A 23,085-nucleotide genomic window follows, 5' to 3' on the forward strand; every position below is an offset into this window, starting at 1 on the left:
CACCACGGCGCGCGGCAATCCCTCCGCGCACCGACCATCGCTTGGATAGCATTCGAAGCATTCGTTCCCGACCGTGAGGATCCCGTGCCCGCCGCACCCACTCCCCCGACCGGTACCAGCGTCGTGCGTGCCATCAACGCCCGCGCGGCGCTGCGGCTCATGCTCGATGAGGGGCCGCAGAGCCGGCCGGAGATCGCCGCGCGCCTGTCGGTCTCGAAACCGACCGCCTCTCATCTGCTCGCCCAACTGCATGCCGACGGCCTGGTGCACAGCGACGGAAACCGCGACGGCGCGATCGGACGCGCCGCCGAACTGTTCCGGGTCGATGCCACGAGCGCCTACGCGGCGTCGATCGACGTCACGCCCGAGCGGATCGTCGCCGTCGTGGTCGACCTGGTCGGCCAGCGGGTGGGAGAGCACGTGCTGCTCACGCCTGACGCAGAAGACGCCGAGAATGCCGAGAGTTCGGGTGCCGCCGATCGTGTGCACCTCGTGGTCTCGGCGGCCTGCGCCGAAGCCGGGATCTCCCTCACCGCGCTGCACCTCGTGGTGATCGGCATCCAGGGAGCGATCGACCCCGTCGCCGACCGCCTGCGGTTCGCCGCGCATCTGCCGGGATGGCAGGGCGCCGGACTCGTGGCGAGTCTGCAGGATCGACTCGGCGTGCCGGTCGCGATCGAGAACGACGTCAACCTCGTCGCGATCGCCGAACGGGCGCACGGCGTCGCGGCGGACCAGGACGGCGTCGCCGTGCTGTGGGTCTCCGACGGCATCGGCATGGGGTTGATGTTCGGCGGGCGCATCCACCGCGGACTCACGGGCGGCGCGGGCGAGATCGCCGACCTCAGCGTTCCCGGTGCACCGACGCCCCAGGAGTCGCCAGGATTCGGTACCGGAGGGATGCAGGCGCTCGCCGGCGGGCCGGCACTGGGCAGAGTGCTGGCCGACCATGGGTTCGATCAGGGCACGCCCGAGCAGGCGATGCGCGCCGCCGCGGCATCCGACGCTCTTCCCGCGGAACTGGCCATCGATGAGATCGCACGCCGCCTCGTGCTGGGCCTGACCGCGGTGATCGCGATTCTCGACCCCGATCTCATCGTGCTCGCCGGCGACCTGGCACTCGCCGGTGGAGAGAGGCTGAGGGCGCGCGTCGAGGCGCGACTGCGCGCCGCCGTCGTCGCGCGTCCCCTCGTGCTGCTCTCGGGCCTCGAGGAGAACGCCGTGCTCGACGGGGGCCTGCGACTGGCGCTGACCCGCGTGCAGGATCAGGTCGTCGACACCGTCAGCGGCGGCCAGCGGCCGGACTGAGCGCTGCGCTCAGCCCTTCGTCGCCCCGGCGGTGAGTCCGCCCACGATGTAGCGCTGCAGGAAGAGGAACAGGATCATCACCGGGATGGCCGCCATCACCGCTCCCGCGGAGAACGCCGACCAGTCGGCGTAACGCGGGTTGGCCACCAGCTTCGTCAGGCCGACGACCAGCGTCTGCTGCTCGGGCTCGATGAGGATGACACTCGCGATCACGTATTCGTTGACCGTACCGATGAACGACAGCAGCCCCACGACCGCGAGGATCGGCGCGACCAGACGCAGGATGATCGTGAAGAAGATGCGGGCGTGGCCGGCGCCGTCGATGCGCGCCGCCTCGTCGAGCTCCTTGGGGATCGTGTTGAAGAATCCGTACATGAGATAGGTGTTCACGCCCAGCGCGCCACCGAGGTACACCAGGATCAGGCCTGTGTGGGTGTTGAGGCCGATCGCCGGGAACCAGTCGCCGAGCGTCGACATCAGCAGGAAGATCGCGACGACCGCGAGCAGCTGCGGGAACATCTGCACGACCACGATGGTGACCAGGCCCACGCGTCGGCCGGCGAACCGCATACGCGAGAAGGCATAGGCCGCGCAGGCGCCGATGAACACGGTCACGGCGCCGGTGACCGACGCGATCAGCAGCGTGTTGCCGAACCAGCTCACGTAGGGGTTCTGCGGATCGGTGAGGATGCGTACGTAGCTGTCGATGCCGATCGCGGAGAACAGCTGGTTCGATCCGGTCAGCGTGCCCTTCGGATTCAGCGACGCCGAGACGACGTACAGCAGCGGGAACAGCGCGAAGATGCTGACCACGATCGCGACGACGTGTCGCCAACCGGTGTCGGCGAACCAGGCGCCGGCGCTGCGCCGGCGCACGCGGGTGTCGGTGGTGCCCATCAGTTCAGCTCCTCGAGTGCCTTGGTCTTGCGGAAGCTGACGATCGAGATCGTCGCGACCACGAGGAAGATCAGGATCGTGAAGGCGGACGCGAGTCCGTAGTCACGGGTCTGCCCGGTGAAGGCCACCTTGTAGACCATCGAGATCAGGATGTCGGTGTGCCCGACCGGGATCGACACGTCGCTGAAGCGCGGACCGCCGCCGGTGAGCATGTAGATCAGGTTGAAGTTGTTGAAGTTGAAGGCGAACGACGAGATCAGCAGCGGTGCGACGGTGACCAGCAGCAGCGGCAGCTTGATGCGCCGGAAGATCTGCCAGGGATTCGCCCCGTCCATGACGGCGGCTTCGTTGACGTCTTCCGGGATGCCCTGGAGTGCGCCCATGCACACGAGGAACATGTAGGGGAAGCCGAGCCAGAGGTTGACGATGAGGATCGACACCTTCGCGAGCGTGGGGTCCGTCAGCCAGGGGATGTCCGCTCCCCCGAAGATCACCTGGTTGATGAATCCGAAGCTCTCGTTCATCATGCCCGCCCACACCAGCGCGGACAGGAACGCGGGGAATGCGTAGGGAAGGATCATGATGATCCGGTATCCGTTGCGGAACCGCATCCGGGTGTTGTTGAACACCAGCGCGAGCAGCAGGCCGAGGAAGAACGTCGAGGCGACCGAGATGATCGCGAACACGAACGTCCAGATCGTCACAGAGATGAGCGGGCCACGGATCGAGGAGTCGGTCACGGCGCGCACGAAGTTGTCGAATCCGACCGTCACCTGCCAGCCGGGAAGGAGCTCGGTGCCGTCGTCGGCCGTGAACGCCCCCGTGCCGATGTCGGCGTAGACGGTTCCGGTCTGCGTGTCGGTGATCGCATCGGCATCCGCGTCGTATTCGAGCGTGGAGACGTACAGATATCCGCTCTGCCCATCGGGCGCCCGCAGGCTGCCGTCGTTGGGGTCGTCACTGAAGGGCACCGACAGGTTCTCGAGCTCTTCCGAGAGCGTGAAGACGGTCGCGAGCGGGAGGGTCGTCCACCCGTCGACCGCCACCGCCTTGCCGCCGTCGAACTCGGCCTGCACCTGCTGCAGCGGCTGGTCTGCCGTACCCAGCAATGCGTCACCGGAGTCGGGGTCGGTGACGAGCAGCCCGTAGGTTCCGAACTGCTCGACGACCGTCACGGGGAAGGTCGGAGAGTCCTCGACGCGCTCCTGCGCCGAGGCCAGCAGCGAGGAGACGGCCTGCTCCTTGGAGCCGTTGTGGCCGGTGCCGTAATTGGTGAAGCCGATGTAGCCGGTGTACAGCAGGGTGAACACCTGGAACACGACCAGGAAGATGATGCCGGGGGTGAGGTATTTGGCCGGCACCCGCTTGCGCGAGAAGTAGATGTAGTTGACCAGCACGGTGACGGCGACCACCACGGCCAGGATCAGCCACTCCGCGTGCGTGAAGAGCACGAACACGGCGTACACCGCGACGGCGTCGACGACGGCGAGCAGGAGGATCTTCAGGAGGATCCATCCGATGGGGACGGATGCCGCTTCGGCGATGCGCGCCGCTCGGCGCTGTCGTGTGGTCTGCGGAGCCGTGGGCTCGACGGTTTCTGTCATCTCATCCTCGTCAAGGTTCTGCCGGGGTGGGCATGATGCCCACCCCGGCAGGTCTGGTGCGTGAGGTGTTACTTGATCGCGGCGGCCACGTCGTCGACGAGCTTCTGCCACGTCGTCTTCGGGTCGGCGCCGTTGATGATCGCGGCCTCGGCCACGCCCCAGTACTGCCAGACGGCGCCCATCGCCGGGATCGCCGGCATCGGGACCGCGTCGGCACCGACGGCCTGGAAGCCGGCGACGATCTTGTCGGATGCTGCGGTGTCGGCAGCCGCGGTGAGCGCGGGCAGGACGTTACCGGCCTTGAACAGCGCGAGCTGTACCTCTTCGGTGCCGAGGTAGTTGACGAGGAAGTCGTTCGCGGCGACCTTGTTCTTGGACTCGGCGCTGACGAAGAAGCCCTTCACGCCCGCGAACGGCGATGCGGTCTCGCCCGTGGGGCTCGGGACCGGGTCGATCTCGACGTTGATGCCGGCGTCGGTGGCCGCACCGACGTTCCACGGGCCGGTCAGCCAGAACGCGGCCTTTCCGTCGAGGAACTGCTGCTTCGCGATCTCGCCGTCGATGTCGGTGTTCAGCGTGCCCGCGGTGCCCTGGGCCGCGAGCCAGTCGGCGAAGGCGAAGCCGCCCTCGCTGCCCAGCTGCAGGTCGGTGGAGTCGTAGCTGCCGGAGTCGTCGGTGCCGAAGACGGGGGCACCGAACGCGGTCTGGAACGGGTACAGGTGGTACGGGTTGCCCTCGGCGCCCTGCTCGACCACGAACGTGCCCTTCGAGATCATGTCGTCGAAGCTCGTGGGAGCGGTGGGCACGAGGTCGGCGTTGCGGAGCACCGCGATGTTCTCGACCGCGTACGGGAGCATGTAGACCGTGCCGTCGTAGGTGGCGGCCTGCAGTGCGACGGGGAGGTAGTCGTCAGCGCTGTCGCCGAGCTCGAGCGGAGCCACGACGCCGTTGGTCGAGAGTTCACCCAGCCAGTCGTGCGCGCCCATGACGACGTCGGGGCCCTTGCCGGTGGGGACCTGCTGGATGAAGTCGTCCTTCATGTCGTCGACCGACTTGCCCACGAGCTGGACCGTGACACCGGTCTTGTCCTCGTAGGATGCCGCGGCATCCTTCAGCGCGTCGACACGCTCGGCGTCGACCCAGACGACGAGCTTGCTGGTGCCCGCGTCGCCGCTGTCGGCGGAGTCGTTGCCGCTGGTCCCGGTGGAGCAGCCGGCAAGCGACAGAGTCGAAACGATGGCGATGGCGCCGGCGGCGGCGATGCCCCTCTTGTTCACCTTCATTGGTGTGTGCCTCTCTGAGTGCTGTAGGCCTGCGATACTGCAAGCGCTTACAGTATGCATCGAGACGAGCACGGATCACAATGACGAATCCCTTCGATATCAACCTGTGACCGGGACTCAGTCGGCCCGCGACTGTGGAAGCGTTTCCATAAGCGCCGTGCTGGACGAGTCTCGGTAGACTGCTCCCATGGCTGACAGTTCCTTTGACATCGTCTCGAAAGTCGACCACCAGGAGGCGGAGAACGCCCTGAACCAGGCCCGCAAGGAGATCGAGCAGCGCTACGACTTCAAGGGCACCGGCGCCTCGATCGCGTGGAGCGGCGAGTCGGTCCTGATCATCGCGAACTCCGAGGAGCGCGCGAAGGCGGTGCTCGACGTGTTCCAGTCCAAGCTCATCAAGCGCGGCATCTCGCTCAAGAGCCTCGAGTCGGGCGACCCGTTCGCCAGCGGCAAGGAGTTCCGCATCGTCTCGACGATCAAGGACGGCATCTCTTCGGAGAACGCCAAGAAGATCAACAAGATCATCCGCGACGAAGGCCCCAAGGGCGTCAAGAGCCAGATCCAGGGCGACGAGCTGCGCGTGCAGTCCAAGAGCCGCGACGACCTCCAGGCCGTGATCACGCTGCTGAAGGGCTCCGACCTCGACGTCGACCTGCAGTTCCTCAACTACCGCTAGGCCCGTGCCCGAGCTCACCGAACCAACGCAGAGCACATCGAGTCGGCGCCGTCGACGGGTCATCGGCTTGTCGATTGTTGTTGTGGTGTTCTTGGCTCTCCTCGTGGGCTTCCTCAGACTGACTCTCGGGCCGCCGCTCGGGTACTCCACCAACGTGACGATCCCCCTGCACTACGTCACAGACGACGGCCGCACCTACTCCTGCACGTATGACTACAGCACGCCGGATGACATCCCCATGCCCGCATCCGTCGCGCGACAGATGAACGAGAAGGACTGGTCACGGACCGGCCAACTCATGTACGAATGGGCCAGGGCTCATCCCACTGATTCCGCGCAGCGTGAACTAGCAGCCGATGACCCGGCGGCAGATCCGGCTGCGACGTGGTCGGCCGCCACGGACATGTACATCGTGTTCCCACCCTGGTCGGTCGAAACCGACACGGGCGAGGTCTACGTGCTCAGATCCGAAGCGCGCGACGGCAGCGACTGCGAAGAAGGACTGCGGTAGTCGGGGTGGCTCAGCGCAGGAAACCTGGCGCCTCGCACCACGAAGGCCCCGTCTCCCCTGAGGGGAGGCGGGGCCTTCGTCGCTGCGGAGCGAGGATTCGGGTCACGCTTCGCAGCCGCTGATACGGAGGGGGCGGTGCCGTATCAGCCGACTCCGTCCATCGCCGAGGTCTCGGTGTTGCCGATGCGGGCGATCACGTCGGGCTGGCGAGCCTTGAGGTACCAGTACCGGGTGAGCGCCGCGAGCACGCAGACGATGAACACATAGGGGATCACGTTGAACGGGAACGCCGGAACCGGGAACACGTTCGCGAAGAAGACGTACGCCATGGTCGCGACGGCGATCGTCGCACAGACCCACACGAGCCAGTTCCGCATGCCGGCCCGCTGCGTGTACACCACGCAGGCGATCGCGACGAGGGCGTAGGCGACCATGTAGCCGTAGGTGCCCCAGGTGTTGACCCACACGAGGATCTCCATGGGGTCGGCGCCCGCGACGAGGAACACGATGTCGACGGCGACGGCCAGCGCCCCGGCGGCCATCAGCACGCGGTGCGGGGTGAGGTGACGTTCGTGCGTGCGACCGAAGCGCTCGTGCACGACGCCCTCCTTGCCCATCACGTAGACGATGCGGCCGATGACGTTGAGCGGGGCGACGACCACGGCGAAGAACGACGCCGCGACACCGAACGTGAGCACCGGTGCGAACCAGGCGGGCATGCCGATGAGCTCGGACATGCTCTCGAGCGGGCTCGCCGCGGTGGCGAGGTCGTCGCCGAGCACGGCGATCTGCGTGTACGCGGCGAACACGTAGAGGATGCCGACGGTGAGCGCACTCCACATGATCGCGCGAGGGATGGCCTTGTACGGGTTCTTCGCCTCGCGGCCGAGCGCATCGGCCGACGAGAATCCCACGAAGCCGAGGATGCCGAGCACCATGCCGGCGGCGATGCCCTGGAAGGAGGACCCCTCGGCCAGCAGCTGAGCGGGGTCCCAGGCGCCGGGGCCCGCCCAGACGAGGGCGGAGATCAGCAGCACGAGGATGATGGCGACCGACAGCAGCTCGAGCACGAGGGACACCCGCGCGGAGAGACGGATGCCGCGGATCGTGAACAGCGTCGCGAGCCCGCCGAGCACGATCGCAAGTCCGATGCTCCAGCCGAGACCGGCGGCCGGGATGCCGAGCAGCGTCAGGAACTGGCTCATGTACGAGACCGACCCCATGAGCGAGGCGGCGGCGATGCCGAAGCATCCGATCAGCAGCGTCGCACCGGCAAGGTACGCCCCCGCGGGGCCGAGGCCCTTGGACACATAGGTGTAAAGCGAACCGGCCGAGGCGTGCTTGCGGGCGAAGACCACGACGCAGTAGCCGACACAGAGGATGACGATCGTCGCGAGGCCGAACGCGTAGATGGTGCCGTTGCCGGCGCCGAGGAAGATCGCGGCGGCGGTGAAGGCGATGACGGCGCTGGGCGCGATGTTGGCGATCGCCTGGGCCGCGAGTTCCGGGCCGCTCATCACGCCGCGGCGGAGGCCGGCGTCGGTGGGGGCGCCGGGCGGATGTTGCTGGGCTGTCGTGGTCACGGGGTGCTCCTTCGCATCGGGTTGGTCGGAGTTGTTCTTAAAGGGGGGAGGGTGAAGTGCAGGTCAGGGAATGAGGAGTGTGCGCAGCGCTTGGCCGGACTCGAGCTCGGCGAACGCCTCGGCGGCCTCGGCGAGCGGGCGGCGGGAGGAGATCAGCGGATCGAGGATCAGCTGGCCGTCCATGTAGCGGTCGACGAGGGCGGGGATGTCGATCGCCGGACGCACGGAACCGTAGTTCGACCCGAGGATGCGCTGGTCGGCCTCCGCCAGCACGAGGGGCTCGAACGAGGCACGCGCGCCGGTCGGCGGGAGTCCGACGATGACGGCGGCGCCGCCGAGTCCGAGCATCTCGATGGACTGCTCGGTGGTGATGGTGCGGCCGATCGCGTCGAAGGCGTAGTCGACGCCGTCGGGCAGCAGCGCACGCAGCTGGGCGACCGCGTCGCCGTCGGGAGCGACGATCTGGTCGGTGGCGCCGAACTGCGCCGCCAGTCGGGTCTTGTCCTCACGCACGTCGATCGCGACGATCCGCTCGGCACCGGCCAGCCGGGCGCCCTGGATGACGTTGAGTCCCACGCCGCCGCATCCGATCACGGCCACGAGCGCGCCGGGCTCGACGCCGGCGGTGTTCATGACGGCGCCGACACCCGTCGCGACTGCGCAACCGACGACGGCGATGACATCGAGCGGGGCGTCATCGCGCACCTTGATGGCGCCCGAGGCAGGAACCACGACCTCCTCGGCGAACGAGGAGACGCCGAGGTAGTGGTGGATCGTCTCGCCGTCCTGGCTCAGGCGCGAGGTGCCGTCGAACAGCACGCCGAGCGGTGCGACGACGGTCGCGACCTTCTGGCACCGGGCCTCATGGCCCGAACGGCAGTAGCGGCACTCGCCGCACGGCGGCACCCAGCTGAGCACCACGTGGTCGCCGACCGCGAGCGAGGTGACGCCCTCGCCCAGTTCCACCACGACGCCGGAGCCTTCATGGCCCATGACCATCGGGGTCGCGGCCGTCCACTCGCCGCGCTTCACGTGCAGGTCGGAGTGGCACACGCCTGCGGCGGCGATCTTCACGCGCACCTCGCCGGCAGCCGGGGGTGCGAGCTGCACCTCGGTGTGCTCGATCGGACTGTCGGTGTCGCGGAATACGATGGCCCGCATGTGGCCCCCTTCGTTCGTGTAGGTCGGGCCCCATCGTAGGAACGCGAACACCTCCGTGTCATTCACCGAAATGATGAGTCACCCACGCCGTGCTCGACATTCCTTACACTGGGACACATGACGCGAGATCTGGCATCGATCGCGCGACTGCTGGGAGGAACGCTCGTCGACGGCGGCTCGCTGGGGTCGCGAGCCCGGGTGTCGAGCGTCGTCCCGCTGGCCGACTTCGCCGTCGTTCCGCATCCGCAGTTCGCGACCCTCGTCGTCGCCGATCCGGCGGAACTCACGGCTGCGCTCGGCAGCGACGAACGCGGCGCGGCGCTCCGACTCGCGGTCATCGTCGCGACGGGCACGCTCGCGCCTGTGCCCGACGGCGTCACCGCGATCCTCGATCCCGACCTCGAACCGGCGGTCGTGCTGCCCACCCTGCAGGCGCTGCTCGCGACGGATGCCGCGGCGGAGGATCGTGCCGTGCTCGCCGCCACCAAGGTGCTGGCGTTGGCCGCACGCAGGAGCGGAGTGGCCGGCGTCGTCGCGGAGCTTGCCCGACGGCTCGACGGGTGGGCGGTGCTGCTCGATCGCGACGCGCAGCCGATCGCCTCAGCCGGTGCCGGCGCTCTGCACGTGGGAGACGCCGTGGCGGTCGCGTTCAACCGTCCGGTGCGGGTGCGCAGCCGCGCGCTGCAGGTGCACCCCGTCGGCACGGATGACGACATGTCGGCGTTCCTGGTCGTGACCGCGCGGAGCGGATCGACGAGCAGGGCGCGCGACCTCAGCTCGCAGGCGGCCGCCCTGCTCGACCTGCTGCTGCGCACCCACGACGGCAGCCGCACCGAGCGGCTCGGCCGGGCCACGATGATGCGGGTCTTGGAGGAGGGCGGACCGAACGCCCTCGCTCTCGCGAAGGACTGGGGTGTGCGCGACCGTTCGTTGGCGGCGTTCGCGCTCTCGGCACGGTCATTCGACGTGGATGCCGAACGGGTCGTCATCCACTGGCTCGAAGACCTCGGAGCACCGCACCTGCTGTCGGCCTCGCACGGCGTCGTGACCGGCTTCGCCCGTGAGGAGCACATCGACGAGATCGCGCGGCGGGCGGCGGCGTTCACGGTGTCGCTGCATCTCGGCCTCGGCTCCCCCGCCCCGATCGATGCGCTGATGAGTTCGGCCGAGGAGTCGCGCCGTGCCCACGACGTCGCCGTCGCCGAAGGGCGCGGCGTGGTGCGCTACCGGACCATGCCGACCATCGACCTCGTGCTCGACCGGCTGCCGGCGCCGGACACCCGACGCTTGGCCTCCGTTCTGGATCCCCTGCGCGACGACGACCTGGTCGAGACGCTGCGCGGATTCCTCGCGGAGAACGGGGCGTGGGGCGCCGCGGCCACGCACCTCGGCGTGCACCGGCAGACGCTGGCCGCCCGCATCCGACGTATCGAGCAGCTCACCGGGCTGTCGATGTCGAGCCCTGACGACCGCGCTGCCGCGTGGATCGCCCTGCGCGCACAGCGCTGACGGCTCGTCAGCCGGTGACCATCCTGACCCCCAGCACCGGCACGGCATCCAGCAGATCCCGCGTGTACTCGGCCTCGGGAGCCGCGAGCAGGTGCTCCGTCGGGCCCGACTCGACGATCCGGCCGTGGCGCATGACGTACACCTCGTCGCTGATGTAGCGGACGACCGCGAGGTTGTGCGAGATGAAGAGGATCGACAGCCCCAGCCGCTCCTGCAGCTCGCGCAGCAGGTTGAGGATCGCGCCCTGCACCGACACGTCAAGTGCGCTCGTCACCTCGTCGGCGATCAGCACCGACGGCTCGCCCGCGAGTGCGCGCGCGATCGTGATGCGCTGACGCTGTCCGCCGGAGAACGCCCCCGGCCGCTCCCCCGCCCTGTCCGGATCGAGGTGCACGAGCGCGAGCAGTTCCCGCGTGCGCGCGATGCGCTCGGCGCGCGTCCAGGAGCGCCCTGTGGCGCGCAAGGCCTCGGCGATCGACTCGCCCACGCTCATCCGCGGATCCAGCGCGGAGAAGGGGTCCTGGAACACCAGCTGCATCCGCCGTCGCGCGTCACGGGCCGCACGCCCACGGCCGACGGCCGAGACGCCGTCGACACGGATCGACCCCGCGGCCGGCTGCACCAGCCCGACGGCGGCACCGGCGATCGTGCTCTTGCCCGACCCGGATTCGCCGACGAGGCCGACGGTGCGGCCCGGCCGCACGACGATCGACACGTCGTCGACGACGACCGCCCGTCCGTAGCGCACGGTCAGACCGTCGATCTCGAGGGCGTTCATACCCCCACCTCCTCGGAGAGTGCGGATGCCGCGAGCTCCGGCGGGATGACGGGGAGCGGCTGCGTGCGGTCGGATGTCATATCGGGCAGGCACGCGATGAGCGCGCGGGTGTACGGATGCCGTGCGTCCTGGCGGATGCTCTGCGCGTCGAGCGACTCGACGATGCGGCCGTCCTTCATCACGAGCACCCGATCGCAGAACGCCGAGACGAGGGCGATGTCATGCGAGATGAAGATGATCGCCGCCCCCGTCTCCTGCTGCGCCCGGCGGAGGACCCCCATCACCTGGCGCTGCACGGTGACGTCCAGCGCGGTGGTGGGCTCGTCGGCGATGATCAATCGCGGCCGCCCGGTGAGCGCCTGACCGATCATGGCGCGCTGCCGCATGCCGCCGGAGAACTGATGCGGATACTGGGAGAGCCGGGAGGCGGCATCCGGGATCCCGACGGCGTCGAGAGCGGCGACGGCTCGTGCGCGGGAGGCGGTGCGCGACATCCTCAGGTGCACCTCGGGCACCTCGGTGAGCTGGCGGCCGACCGTGAGGGCGGGATTGAGCGAGGTCAGCGGGTCCTGGAACACCATCCCCAGCTCGACGCCGAGGCGCGCACGATCCTTCGCCGACAGGGACCCGGTCATGTCGATCCCGCTGAACGAGTGAGCCGTGGTCGTGATCCGGGCGTCCCTGTCGAGCAGTCCGGCGAGCGCCATCGCGGTCAGGGACTTGCCCGATCCGGACTCCCCCACGATGCCGACGACCTCGCCGGGGGCGATGCGCAGATCCACACCGGACACGCGCTCGATGATGCTGCCGTCCGCTGCCGCGAAGGCGATGTGGAGGTCGGTGATCTCCGCGACCGGCGCATCCGGGTCCTGAGGGATCATCGTCGCGGGTACGGCAGCCTGGGACCGGGGCACGGCCGCGTGCAGCACGTGCGCCGCGGTCGCGCGGTAGCCGCCGCCGTCCGCCCCGGCCAGGGCCTCGCTGACGAACGTGAACACGAGACCGGCGAGCACGACCGCGACGCCCGGCCCGATCGCGGCGAGCGGGTTGATGTAGATGCGGGTGATGCCGTCCTGCAGCAGTCGACCCCAGTCGTACTCCGGCGGCTGCACGCCGAGCCCGAGGAATGACAGTCCCGCGAACGACAGCAGGGTGACGCTCGCGGTCGCGGCCGCGTTCACGAAGAGCGGCTTGGCGATGTTGGGCAGGATGTGCCGCACGAGGATGCTGAACGGGCCGACGCCGATCACCCGGGCGGCACGCACGTAGTCGCGACCCGATACCGACGAGGCGAGGTTGTAGACGAGTCGGGCCAGGAACGGGATCCCGGAGATGCCGATCGCGAACATCGCACTGGAGGCGCTGGCACCCCAGATGACGGTGAAGAACAGGACGAGGAGCAGCCAGGGGAACGCGAGCAGCACGTCGAGGAGCCCGGTCATCCAGCGTCGCGGGTGGCGCGGGAGGATCACCGCGATCAGCCCGAAGGCGATGCCTCCGACGGTGGCGACCACGGTCGCGCCGAGCGTCAATGCCAGGGAGATGCGCGCGGCGACCATCACCCGCGCGAAGATGTCTCGACCGAGGTCGTCGGTGCCGAACGGATGCGCAGCACTCGGCGGCAGCAGACGGTCGGGCACGACGCTGGTGCCGGCCGCATCGGCGAAGAGGATCGGTCCGAGCACGGTCACGAGCAGCAGCGCGGCCAGACCGAGGATCGCGGCGACCGCCACGGTGGAGAGGCGGCGACGGGTTCGGGATGCGGTCATGGATCAGCCCTCCGCGATCGACGAGCGAGGATCGACGGTGACGAGCACGAGGTCGACCACGAGATTGACGCCGAGGATGATCAGCGCGTAGACGATGACGACACCCTGCACGACGGGGTAGTCCTTGGCACCCACGGCGGGCACCATGATGCCGCCCATGCCGGGGATGGCGAAGATCGTCTCCATGAAGACCGTGCCGGCGATCATGCCGCTCAGCAGCAGTCCGCCGACGGTGAGTGAGGCCGTCACGATGTTCGGCAGCGCGTGCCGCAGGTACACGAGGCGGGATGGCAACCGCTTGGCGCGCGCCGTGGTCATGTAGGTCATGCCCAGCACCGTCACCATCTCGACCTGCACGATACGCGCGAGGTACGCCATGGGGCCGAGGGCGAGAGCGAGCACCGGCAGGATCGCCTCCCGCGGATCCCCCCACCCCGCCGCCGGGAGCCAGCCGAGCTGTACCGCGAAGAGCGCGATGAGGCCGACCGCCAGCAGGAAGCCCGGCACGGCGATGAGCATGCCCAGTACGCCGGAGATCACCGCATCCTGCACGCGCCGGCGACCCGACTGCATGCTCACCGCCGCACCGATACCGATCGGGAGGGCGGCGAAGAGGGCGACGAGGAAGCTGAGCACGCCGAGCACGGCCGTCGCCGGGAAACGTTGCGCGATCATGGCCGACACCGGTTGGCCGGTGCGGATCGAGACACCGAAGTCGCCGCGCAGCAGCCCGCCGATGTAGTCGACGAACTGGGAGAAGAGCGGCTTGTCGAGCCCGAGCTCTGCGCGCGTCGCCGCCACCAGCTCGGGCGAGGCCTGCACCCCGAGGGCCGCGCGCACCGGGTCGCCCGGAACGAGATGGACCAGGAAGAACGAGGCGACGACCACGACGGCCAGGGACAGCAGCAGTCGACCGAATCGTCGGAGGAGGAAACCGGCCCGGGTGGACGGGCGGAAGCCACGACGACGACCTCCCGCCCGCGACGCCTGAGCGGCAGACGGATCGTCCGCGAGTTCGGCGGCCGGGAGCGAAGAGATCGTCGTCATGGTGTCAGCCCAGCATCCGGATCGAGGTCGGCGTGAGGAAGTTCGGCTGATCGAACACAGCGCCGCTCTGGTAGTTCGGCAGGATGTTGTCGATCACCGGGAAGGTGTCGAACCGCTCGATGAGCTCGTTCTCGGCCTGCTGCCACAGTCCGCACGTGTCGTCGGGGCTGGCGACCTTGGCCTGCTCGGCGAGCTCGTTGTAGGCCGGGTTGTCGACGAACATGAAGTTCAGTCCGCCCTTGTCGGGGGTCGCGCCCTCGAAGAACAGGGCGAGCACCACGGGGCTGCCCGGGCCGATCTGCACCCAGCCGGTGTCCCAGTCGAAGCTCGTGTAAAGCTGATCGGACCACGCGGCGGAGTCGTTCGCCGAGAGGATCGTGTTCACGCCCAGGCCGTCCCACGTCTCCTTGACCAGCTCGGCGGCGGGGCCGTGCGAGGCGGTCGGGGCGTCGTAGATGAACTTGATGTCGAGGGGCTTGCCGTCCTTCTCGCGCATGCCGTCGTCGTTCAGCACCCACCCGGCCTCGTCGAGCAGCTCCGCGGCTCGGTCGAGGTCGGTGTCGGGGAGCGTCCAGGTCGGCTCGTCGGCCACGCAGAGCAGCGGACTCTTCGTGACCAGCGATTCGGACGGGATGCCTGTCGCACCGGCGATCACGGGACCGACCTCGTCGCGGTCGATCGCGATCGAGAGCGCCTCGCGCACGAGCGGGTCGGAGAACGGACGACCCTCCTTCTCGTTGAAGAGGATCTGTCCGACCGGGTTACGCACGCCGACGTAGTCGACGCCCGCGCCCTCGAGGCGGGCCTGATCGGGGCCGGTGACGACGCCCGAGTTCAGCTCACCCGACAGCAGCAGGTTGGTGATGGTGCTCTGATCGGCGATGACGCGCGCCTCGATCGTGTCGGGCAGGCCGACCGTCTCGCTGGTGACGTCGTCAGGACCCCAGGTGTAGTCGTCCCGCTTCGTGAAGACGTAGGCGTCGCCGGTGCGGGCCTCGCTCAACTGGAACAGTCCGGTCCCGTCCGTGGTGTCGAACAGGGAGTCCGTGTCGGCGAGACCCGCATCGCAGACCATCATGATCGTGCCGATGTTGACGGCGAGGAAGGGGTCGTTGACCGTGCTGGTGACCGTGACGACGTTGCCCTCTGCAGTCGCGGAGACGGCCTCGGTGATCACCGTGCCGTACGAGAACGTCGCGTTCGCGGGGTCGGCGTTGTAGTTGATGTTGTCGGCGACCGTCTGCGCGGTGAACTCCGAGCCGTCGGCGCAGGTGATCCCGTCCTTGAGCGTGTAGGTCGCCTCGGTACCCGTGTCGGTCCACTCGGCGGCGAGCCACGGCTCGAAGTCGCCGTCGGGGGTCACGTAGATGAGGGATTCGTAGGCGATCGTGACGACGTCGAACGTGTCGGGCGACACCGTCTTCATCGGGTTGAGATCACCCGGGTCGTCGCTGAGCGCTTTGACGAAGGTGCCTCCGGAGACGAAGTCCCCCTCGGCCGTGCCGGAGTCGGGATCGGTCGATCCCGAGCAGGATGCCAGTGTCATCGCGAGGATGACGGCTCCCGCGGCTGCGGGAACGAGCATGCGGTGCTTCATTGCAGTTCTCCTCTTATCCAGGGCTTCTGTCGGTAGTGCATCGGGTGGTGCGGGTAGGGACGGATCAGTACGCGCTCGCGGTCGCGGCGAGCCGGCTGAGCGGGCCGGCGGCCTTGACCGAGACCTTCAGCGTGGGGCGGGTGGTGTACGTGAGCGAGGTCTCGAGAACATCGACCACGGCGACCTGCAGCGGGTCGGCGCCGGCCTGGATCGCCTTGGCGATCGCCGCCTGGGATGCCGCCTCGATCGCGGCCGTCCGGTCGTCGAGGTCCGAGATCTGCTCGGCGCGGCCTCCGGCGAGCGAGATCGCGGCGCCGACCGCGTTGGCGACGTCGCCGTGTGCGGGTCGGATGACCTCCGAGGAGCCCGGGATGCCGTCGGGGACGAGGAACCCGCCACCGCCGACGACGACGAGGGGCAGATCGACCCGTCCGAGCGAGAGGCGTTCGACGGCCTCCTCGACACGATCACGGGCGACGCCCAACGCGTCACCCAGTGCGCTCCGCATCGCTGCCGACAGCTTCGGCAGCGCGCGACCGGCGACGTCGATGCCCGCGGCGACCGCGGCATCCGTCAGCGTGGGCGTCGACCCGCCGAACAGGAGCCCCTCGGTGTTGATGCGGTGTCCGACCGACCCCGGTCCCACCGCCCCCGTGGCGGGGTCGATGATCGTGCCGCCGCCGATGCCCAGGCTCAGGATGTCGGGCATCCGGAAGTTGGTGCGCACACCGCCGATCTCGCGCGGCAGCGTCGATTCGCGGGGGAACCCCTGCACGAGAACACCGAGGTCGCTCGTGGTGCCGCCGACATCCACGACGATCGCGTTCTCGACCCCGGAGAGGAAAGCCGCTCCGCGGATGGAGTTCGCGGGGCCGGAGCCGATCGTGAGCACCGGGTAGCGCACCGCGTAGTCGAGCGTCATCAGAGTGCCGTCGTTCTGGGCGAAGAACGTCGCGACGTCGAGGCCCTCTTCTGCGACGACCGACACGAGCGCGTTCGTCACCTCGTAGGCGACGCCGCGGAGTGCGGCGTTGAGCACGGTCGCGTTCTCGCGTTCGAGAAGGCCGTCGGGGCCGATGTCCTGGCTGAGGAAGACGGGGGTGTCGGATCCGAGGTGTGCATGGATGAGGGATTCGACCTCGAGTTCCTGATCCGGCGACGACGGGCTGAAGATGCCGCACACCGCGACGCTGTCGAAGGCGCCCTCGAGCGAATCGAGGAAGCGCAGGATGCCGTCGCGGTCCAGCGGCGAGATCGGTGTGCCGTCGACCATGTGCCCTCCGCCGAGCATCGCGGAACCCGCCAGCACGCGATCAGCGAGATCACGGGGCCAGCCGATGAGAGGGGGGTACTCCGTGGCCGCCGGTGCGCCGAGGCGGATCATGGCGACCCGGTCCAGCTGGCGCCGGGCGACGATGGCGTTGGTCGCGTGGGTCGTGCCGAGCATGACCCGGGACACACGCGAGCGGTCGTCACCGAGTGCACGCAGCACGTCGGCGATGCCGGCGCGGATGCCTCCCGTGACGTCGTCGGTCGTCGGGCGCTTGGTGTGCGCGAGCACCGTGCCGGATTCGTCGAGCACCACCGCATCGGTGTTGGTGCCGCCGACATCGACGCCGATGGAGAGATCGCGGAGGGCGGTCATCGGGCTGCTCCTTCGAAGGGTGCGTAGGGGAGGTCGTAGCCGAACGCGGCGGGCCCGGCGAGCTCGAGGCCGCGAGGCGTGCGCCAGATCGGATCGCAGGCCCAGGCGAGCACGGAGACCCGTTGCCCGAAGCGCAGCATCTCGGTGGTGATCGCATGGCCGGTCTCGGCATCCACGATGGTGATGAGGTCGGGCACGCTCGCCAGCACCTCGCCGTCTTCGAGCACGAGGAGGTTCTCGTTCTGCAGTTCGAGTCGCTGCAGGCGTCCCCGGTCGGCGCCCGTGCCCGAGATCGTGACCGAACCACGGGCGAAACCGCCCACGGTGCGGCGGTCGAGGTCGATGATCTTTCCGGTGAGGAGCACAGAGGCGTCGAGCACGTCGGCCACCGCCGCCACCGGCTCGGATGCCGACAGGAGGGCATGACCGACGCGGATCGAGGCGCTCACCGTGCCCTCGATGACCGCACCCCGCGCCGTCTGGGCCGTGAGCGGGTAGTGCGCGCCGATGCAGATCGAGCCGCTCGAGACCGTGAGCGCCCTCGCGTGGCGCTCGAGCCAGTGCAGGTCGATGGTCTTCATGACCGAGACGTTGCCCACCACGTCACTCAGGACCGCCCATTCGCAGGGCACACCCGCGACGTTCATCGCCACCATCGCCGCGTCGGGGAATGCCCGGCCCATGCCGTCGGCGTCGAGCACCTTCAGGCCGAGCCGCGCGGCCCAGCCGACCGGCTGCACCCCGTTGCCTCCGCCGATCTCCGCCGCCATCACCGTGGTCACGGGACGACCGGCGAGCCGCTCGACCTCGGCGACGAGGTCCTCCACCTGATTCTTCGCCGAGAGCATCTCGATGCCGACGGTGGGAGCCCCGATGCCGGAGAGCAGGATGACGAGGTCGTCGGGTCCGAGTTCATCGACGGTGACCAGCGGCACCGGTCCGTGTTCCCGCAATGCGTTCTCGACCATGAGCTGCGCGCTGTAGACCGCGCCGCCCCCGCCTGTGCCGAAGATCGCGGCGCCCGCGCCGAACGCGGCGATGTCGTCGATCGTGATCTCGGTGATCCGTTCGCTGGTGCGCGCCGGGAGCCGTGTCTGAGCCATGTGACCACCGTACGGAGCAGACCCGAAGCCGACAATGTGTCACCAAGCCAGTGTTTTCTGTGAAACTGTGGCCATGGCACAGTACGAGATCACCGCTCTGGCGGACAGCGCAGGCCGCCTCGGGCTCCGGCATCTGGCGGGCCCGATCGATTCCCGAGCCATCGCCAGCGTCGACGTCGTCGCGATCGACCAGCTCAGCGAGGTGGCCGCCGGCACGCTGGTCATCCTCCCCTCGGATGAGCAGCCGCCGTCTTTCCGCATCGACGTCGCACTGCGCCAGGCGAGCGCCCGCGAGCTCGCCGGACTCGTCTTCCCCCTCGACCTCGCTCTCGCAGAGACGGCGAGCGCGCTGGCCGAACGCGGGGGCGTGCCCGTCTTCGATGCGCCGGGCGTGAAGCCGGCCGACCTGGCGATGGTGATCGATCGCGCCATCTCCGGCGGAGCGTCCGAGGCGATGATGCGCGCGTCCGACGTGGTCGACAAGGCGACGGCCGCCGCGGCCGCACCCGAGAGCACGATGGACGACATCCTCGCGGCGGCGAGCCGCGCACTCGGCATCCCCTTGACACTGATCGACGATCCGACGGTCGCGTGGTCTGCGAGCGACGCGGTGTGCGTGGGCGAGGTGCCGATCGGACGCCTCGTCTGCGCCGAGGAGGATGCCGCGGCATCCGTCGCCCTCCCGGTGGTCGCCTCGCTGATGTCTCGTGCCGCTCAGCGCCAGATGCGCGACCGCTTCGCACCGACGCAGTCGCGTGCCGACCTGCTGGTCGAGCTCGTGCTGGCCGACTCGTCACGGGTCGAGGGCTTCGTCGGACCCGCCGCCCGTCTCGGTCTTCCCCTGCAGCTGTCGCACGCCGTGGCGTGGCTGTCGCCCTCGGCACTCGCCGATCCGGACGCCCGCGCGCCACGCAGCGTGCAGCCCGCCCTGGAGCTGTACGCACTGCAGCTCGTCGACGGGCGAGACGAGATGTGGCACCTGGCCTTCCTGCAGGACGATCTGATGATCGTGTCGACCGAGGATCACGGCGCCGGTGATCATCAGCGGCGCCTGCGGGAGATCGCCGTGCGCATCCAGAATCACGCACGTTCGCTCGCAGGACCCGGGTGGGCGTACACCCTCGGGCTCGGCACGCCCCAGCTCGGGGCGCTGGGCCTTCGCCAGTCGGCGGCCGAGGCGCGGATCGCCGCGGAGTCGGCGATCGCCGCGGGTCGCCCCGACGGCGTCGAGCTCACCGATGTCACGGGTCTCCGGCGCGTGCTGCTCGACGTCTACGCCTCACCGGTGAGCCGGAACCTGCTCCACGACATCCTGCGCCCTCTCGACGACCTCGGTGCCGAGCGGGCCAGGACGGCCGTGCAGACACTGCTCTCGTACCTCTCGCATCGCAACTCCCTGGTGCACGCGGGCCGCGAGCTGAGCCTGCATCCCAATGCCGTGGGGTATCGGCTCAAGCGCATCCGACAGGCGTTGGATCTCGATCTGGACGATCCCGACACCCGATTCGCGATCGAGCTGGCCTGCCGCGTTCGGCTGCTCGGATTCGCCCAGCGCTGAGTCGCCCCTCGGGCTGTGATGGCGGCGTGAGTGTGCCCTCGGCACATTCCGACCCGGGAATGCTGTGCCCCGGCGACGATGACCGGGCGAGGGAGCTGGCATAGCCTCGACGACATGGGCTCCGACGATCTCCTCGACCTCGATGATCTGCGCACCGTCGACCTCACCGCGATGCGCTCCACGTTGGGCGAGCCCACCGAGGCCACCCTCATCAAGATCACGGACCACCTCGACGACAACTGCCTCGCCTTCCTCGCGCACTCCCCCTTCTGCTGCCTCGCGACCTCCGACGACGACGGCAACTGCGACTGCTCCCCGCGCGGCGACTACCCGGGCTTCGTGCGCGCTCTCGATGCGCGCACCCTCGTCATGCCCGACCGGCTGGGCAACAAGATCGCCGACTCGATGACCAACATCGCCCAGAACGGTCATGTCGGGCTGCTGTGCTTCGTGCCCGGGATGACGGAGACGCTCAGGATCAACGGGATCGCGAAGGTCACCGACGAACCGTCCGTGCTGGCCATGCTCGAGCAGGACCATGCCGTGCCCGACCTCGCGATCGTCATCCGCACCGAACAGGTCTACCTGCACTGCGGACGCGCCCTGCTGCGTGCCGGACTCTGGGACGCGGAGATGCAGGATCTCGCCGCCGAGGTGCCCAGCTCGGGTCAGATCTGGGCGGGAATGTCGGGTTGGGACAGCAAGATCGGCGACGTCATCGACGACGCGATGGCCGGCGCCTACGGGAACCTGTACTGAATGCACAGCCGCGAGGGGATGACGCAGCTCGTCGTGCGCGAGATCGTGCGCGAGACGCCGTCGATCATGAGCATCCGGCTCGAGGATCCGAACGGCGCGGTGCTGCCGCCCTGGGAAGCGGGCGCGCATCTCGACGTGCAGCTCATCACCCGCCATGAACGGCAGTACTCGCTCTGCGGCGACCCCGCCGACGTGCACGGCTATCGCATCGCGGTGCGACGCGAGCCGCTGTCGCGAGGCGGGTCGCACTACATCCACACCTTCCTGCGGGTGGGCAGTCGCGTCTGGGTGCGCCCGCCCCGCAACCTCTTCGCGCTCGCGGAGGCGCCGTCGTATCTTCTGCTGGCCGCCGGGATCGGAGTCACGCCGATCCTCTCGATGGCCCGGCATCTCGCGGCCGAGCAGGCGGACTGGCGGATGCTCTATCTCGCGCGTCAGGAATCGGACGTGGCGTTCCCGAGCGAGATCGCGGCCCTCGGCGAGCGCGCCGGAGTGCACGTGAGCAGCGTCGCGGGCCGTCTCGACCTCGCCGCACTGCTCGCCGGGATCGCTCCGGGGACCGCCGTCTACGCGTGCGGGCCGCAGGGATTCGTGGATGCGCTCTCGGATCTGACGGCGGTACTGCCCGAGGGCAGTCGGGTGCACACCGAGCGCTTCGAACCGAAGAGGCGGGAGCACCGCCCCAATGAGCCGTTCTCCGTCGTCTGCGCCCGGTCGGACGTCACGATCGAGGTGCCGGCGGATCGCTCGATGCTCGGCGTGCTGGTCGGTGCGGGAGTGCCTCTCGAAGGATCGTGCCTGCGCGGCGTCTGCGGATCGTGCGCGGTGAGCGTGCTCGACGGTTCCCCCGAGCATCGCGACTCGCTGACGAGCGACGACGCCTCGATGACGATCTACCCGTGCGTCTCGCGATCGCTCACGCCGACGCTCGTGATCGACGCCTAGCGGTTCGCGAGCTCCTCACCGCGGCGTGCCGTGCGCACGATGCCCGCGACGAGCTCGGGCCAGAGTTCGTGCGGGATGAGATGCCCCATGTCGGGGTGGATCTGCAGTTCGGCAGCCGGCATGGCCTCGGCGATGTCGACCGCCGAGCACCAGTGCAGGACGGGATCCGCGCGGCCGTGGAACACGAGGGTCGGAACGGCGATGTCCTTCAGCTGCTCCAACCGCTCGGGGGCGCGCATCAACGCCGACCACTGCCGCACGAAACCGTCGGGGAAGTACCCGCGGTCATAGGCCTCGGCCGCCTTCCGCTGATGCCAGGCGACCTGCGGGTCGTAGCGATCGGGGGCATCGGCGAGGGCGTACTGGGCGGCGAAGCCGATCGTCTCCTCGCGGGTGAACCGTGGCGGGACCGCGATGACGGGCGCCGCATGCAGCACGTATCGGGGATCCCGTCCGGGGATCGTCGAGAGCAGACCCAGGCTGCGCACACGTTCCGGTTGACGGATGGCGACCATCTGCGCCATCATCCCGCCCATCGAATGACCCACGAGGTGAGCAGACGTCACGCCGAGGTCGTCGAGCACCCGGATCACGTCGTCGCCCATATCGCCGAGTCCGTACCCGCCGTCGACGTCGCTGTCTCCACCGAATCGCTGGGAGAGTCCGGTGTCGCGGTTGTCGAACCGGACGACGCGCAGACCCTCGGCGACGAGGCGGGCGACCAGGTCGTCATGCCAGCTGAGCAGCTGCGCCCCGCCGCCGGAGATCAGGACGACGACGGGATCGGCGGGAGCACCGACCACCTCGTAGTAGATCGCGATCGAATCCCCCTGCGTGTACGGCATGCCGTCATCCTCTCCTGGGCGTGTAGCCCGTCGCCGTCCGGTCACCTGTCGGGGCCCCGAACAGCAGAACCAGTTCTGCGGGAGCATCCGACTCGTTGCGGACACCATGAGGGAGCCCTTCGGGCACATAGACCGCATCACCAGGGCCGAGCAGCGCGCGCTCGCCCTCCACGATCATGACCACCTCACCGGACACGACGATGTAGAGCTCGTCCTGGCTCTCCTCCGAGCAGCTGCGGGGATCGTCCGCCAGATGGAAGTGCTCGCCCTCCTCGGCTCCCGGCTCCAGGTGGTAGAGCATCACCGACGTCGGCAGGGCACTGGTCTCGCGGAAGTACCACTCGATGCCGACGCGCCCTTCGCCGCGGTAGAGCGACCAGTCGAAGTGGCCGTCTCCCCGGCGCTGGATCTGCATGCTCATAGGGCTCCTCGGTCGATTCGTGAGCGTTACGCCCATCGTCGCCCCGTCGTTCGAGGAATCCACCGGCGATTCACACATCCACGAGT

The 23,085-nt window shown here is 68.9% G+C and carries 20 protein-coding genes; 7 read left to right on the forward strand and 13 right to left on the reverse strand.

Annotation, left to right across the window (positions count from 1 at the left end):
• Window positions 1-84: 84 nt before the first annotated feature.
• A complete protein-coding gene (locus tag P0Y60_15675) occupies window positions 85-1,308 on the forward strand; it encodes an ROK family protein (GenBank protein ID WEK60720.1) in 1,224 nt (407 codons plus the stop codon).
• A 9-nt stretch (window positions 1,309-1,317) separates the two neighbouring features.
• On the opposite strand, the gene P0Y60_15680 is transcribed toward P0Y60_15675, so the two are convergent.
• The 3 genes from P0Y60_15680 to P0Y60_15690 all read right to left on the reverse strand — a co-directional run bounded on the left by P0Y60_15680 (window position 1,318) and on the right by P0Y60_15690 (window position 5,092).
• A complete protein-coding gene (locus tag P0Y60_15680; protein WEK60721.1) occupies window positions 1,318-2,205 on the reverse strand; it encodes a sugar ABC transporter permease in 888 nt (295 codons plus the stop codon).
• Window positions 2,205-3,809 (reverse strand): ABC transporter permease subunit, encoded by a 1,605-nt coding sequence (locus P0Y60_15685; GenBank protein ID WEK60722.1) that lies wholly within the window; start codon window positions 3,807-3,809, stop codon window positions 2,205-2,207. Before P0Y60_15685 ends, P0Y60_15680 begins: the two co-directional genes overlap by 1 nt.
• A 68-nt stretch (window positions 3,810-3,877) precedes the next feature.
• Window positions 3,878-5,092 carry a maltose ABC transporter substrate-binding protein gene (locus P0Y60_15690; GenBank protein ID WEK60723.1) on the reverse strand — a complete coding sequence of 405 codons (1,215 nt, stop codon included), beginning with the start codon at window positions 5,090-5,092 and terminating at the stop codon, window positions 3,878-3,880.
• A 187-nt stretch (window positions 5,093-5,279) separates the two neighbouring features.
• Here P0Y60_15690 and P0Y60_15695 point away from each other — a divergent pair, with 187 nt between their 5' ends.
• Window positions 5,280-5,768 carry a YajQ family cyclic di-GMP-binding protein gene (locus P0Y60_15695; protein WEK60724.1) on the forward strand — a complete coding sequence of 163 codons (489 nt, stop codon included), beginning with the start codon at window positions 5,280-5,282 and terminating at the stop codon, window positions 5,766-5,768.
• Between the two features lie 103 nt (window positions 5,769-5,871).
• Entirely contained in the window at window positions 5,872-6,279 is a 408-nt protein-coding gene (locus tag P0Y60_15700; protein WEK60725.1) for a hypothetical protein, read from the forward strand.
• A 143-nt stretch (window positions 6,280-6,422) separates the two neighbouring features.
• Here P0Y60_15700 and P0Y60_15705 read toward each other — a convergent pair whose 3' ends face one another.
• Window positions 6,423-7,862, reverse strand: a complete 1,440-nt coding sequence (locus P0Y60_15705; GenBank protein WEK60726.1) for an APC family permease — start codon at window positions 7,860-7,862, stop codon at window positions 6,423-6,425.
• A gap of 63 nt (window positions 7,863-7,925) precedes the next feature.
• On the reverse strand, window positions 7,926-9,023 hold the full coding sequence (locus P0Y60_15710) for a Zn-dependent alcohol dehydrogenase (GenBank protein WEK60727.1): 1,098 nt from the start codon (window positions 9,021-9,023) through the stop codon (window positions 7,926-7,928).
• Between the two features lie 117 nt (window positions 9,024-9,140).
• On the opposite strand from P0Y60_15710, the gene P0Y60_15715 reads away from it, so the two are divergent.
• Window positions 9,141-10,532 carry a helix-turn-helix domain-containing protein gene (locus P0Y60_15715; protein ID WEK60728.1) on the forward strand — a complete coding sequence of 464 codons (1,392 nt, stop codon included), beginning with the start codon at window positions 9,141-9,143 and terminating at the stop codon, window positions 10,530-10,532.
• A 7-nt stretch (window positions 10,533-10,539) separates the two neighbouring features.
• On the opposite strand, the gene P0Y60_15720 is transcribed toward P0Y60_15715, so the two are convergent.
• The 6 genes from P0Y60_15720 to P0Y60_15745 all read right to left on the reverse strand — a co-directional run bounded on the left by P0Y60_15720 (window position 10,540) and on the right by P0Y60_15745 (window position 18,471).
• Complete coding sequence (locus tag P0Y60_15720; GenBank protein WEK60729.1) at window positions 10,540-11,310, reverse strand: ATP-binding cassette domain-containing protein; 771 nt, start codon at window positions 11,308-11,310, stop codon at window positions 10,540-10,542.
• Entirely contained in the window at window positions 11,307-13,079 is a 1,773-nt protein-coding gene (locus P0Y60_15725; GenBank protein ID WEK60730.1) for a dipeptide/oligopeptide/nickel ABC transporter permease/ATP-binding protein, read from the reverse strand. The genes P0Y60_15720 and P0Y60_15725 overlap by 4 nt, the downstream gene beginning before the upstream one ends.
• A 3-nt stretch (window positions 13,080-13,082) precedes the next feature.
• Window positions 13,083-14,126, reverse strand: coding sequence for an ABC transporter permease (locus P0Y60_15730; GenBank protein WEK60731.1), 1,044 nt, complete (start codon window positions 14,124-14,126; stop codon window positions 13,083-13,085).
• A 4-nt stretch (window positions 14,127-14,130) separates the two neighbouring features.
• Window positions 14,131-15,723, reverse strand: a complete 1,593-nt coding sequence (locus tag P0Y60_15735; GenBank protein WEK60732.1) for an ABC transporter substrate-binding protein — start codon at window positions 15,721-15,723, stop codon at window positions 14,131-14,133.
• Between the two features lie 64 nt (window positions 15,724-15,787).
• Complete coding sequence (locus P0Y60_15740) at window positions 15,788-17,368, reverse strand: hydantoinase/oxoprolinase family protein (protein WEK60733.1); 1,581 nt, start codon at window positions 17,366-17,368, stop codon at window positions 15,788-15,790.
• On the reverse strand, window positions 17,365-18,471 hold the full coding sequence (locus tag P0Y60_15745) for a DUF917 domain-containing protein (GenBank protein ID WEK60734.1): 1,107 nt from the start codon (window positions 18,469-18,471) through the stop codon (window positions 17,365-17,367). Before P0Y60_15745 ends, P0Y60_15740 begins: the two co-directional genes overlap by 4 nt.
• A 73-nt stretch (window positions 18,472-18,544) precedes the next feature.
• On the opposite strand from P0Y60_15745, the gene P0Y60_15750 reads away from it, so the two are divergent.
• From P0Y60_15750 to P0Y60_15760, 3 genes are all read left to right on the forward strand, one after another.
• Entirely contained in the window at window positions 18,545-20,029 is a 1,485-nt protein-coding gene (locus P0Y60_15750) for a helix-turn-helix domain-containing protein (GenBank protein WEK60735.1), read from the forward strand.
• 114 nt (window positions 20,030-20,143) lie between these two features.
• Window positions 20,144-20,788 carry a pyridoxamine 5'-phosphate oxidase family protein gene (locus P0Y60_15755; GenBank protein WEK60736.1) on the forward strand — a complete coding sequence of 215 codons (645 nt, stop codon included), beginning with the start codon at window positions 20,144-20,146 and terminating at the stop codon, window positions 20,786-20,788.
• Window positions 20,789-20,806: 18 nt separating this feature from the next.
• On the forward strand, window positions 20,807-21,733 hold the full coding sequence (locus tag P0Y60_15760; GenBank protein ID WEK60737.1) for a PDR/VanB family oxidoreductase: 927 nt from the start codon (window positions 20,807-20,809) through the stop codon (window positions 21,731-21,733).
• On the opposite strand, the gene P0Y60_15765 is transcribed toward P0Y60_15760, so the two are convergent.
• Both P0Y60_15765 and P0Y60_15770 read right to left on the reverse strand, forming a co-directional pair.
• Window positions 21,730-22,578, reverse strand: coding sequence for an alpha/beta hydrolase (locus P0Y60_15765; protein WEK60738.1), 849 nt, complete (start codon window positions 22,576-22,578; stop codon window positions 21,730-21,732). The two genes, P0Y60_15760 and P0Y60_15765, sit on opposite strands and share 4 nt — an antisense overlap.
• Window positions 22,579-22,582: 4 nt before the next feature.
• Window positions 22,583-22,999: a cupin domain-containing protein gene (locus P0Y60_15770; GenBank protein ID WEK60739.1), complete on the reverse strand. Its 417-nt coding sequence runs from the start codon at window positions 22,997-22,999 to the stop codon at window positions 22,583-22,585.
• Window positions 23,000-23,085 lie beyond the last annotated feature (86 nt).

The sequence above is a fragment of the Candidatus Microbacterium colombiense genome (assembly GCA_029203165.1).
In the GTDB taxonomy this organism is placed as follows: Bacteria; Actinomycetota; Actinomycetes; order Actinomycetales; family Microbacteriaceae; genus Microbacterium; species Microbacterium colombiense.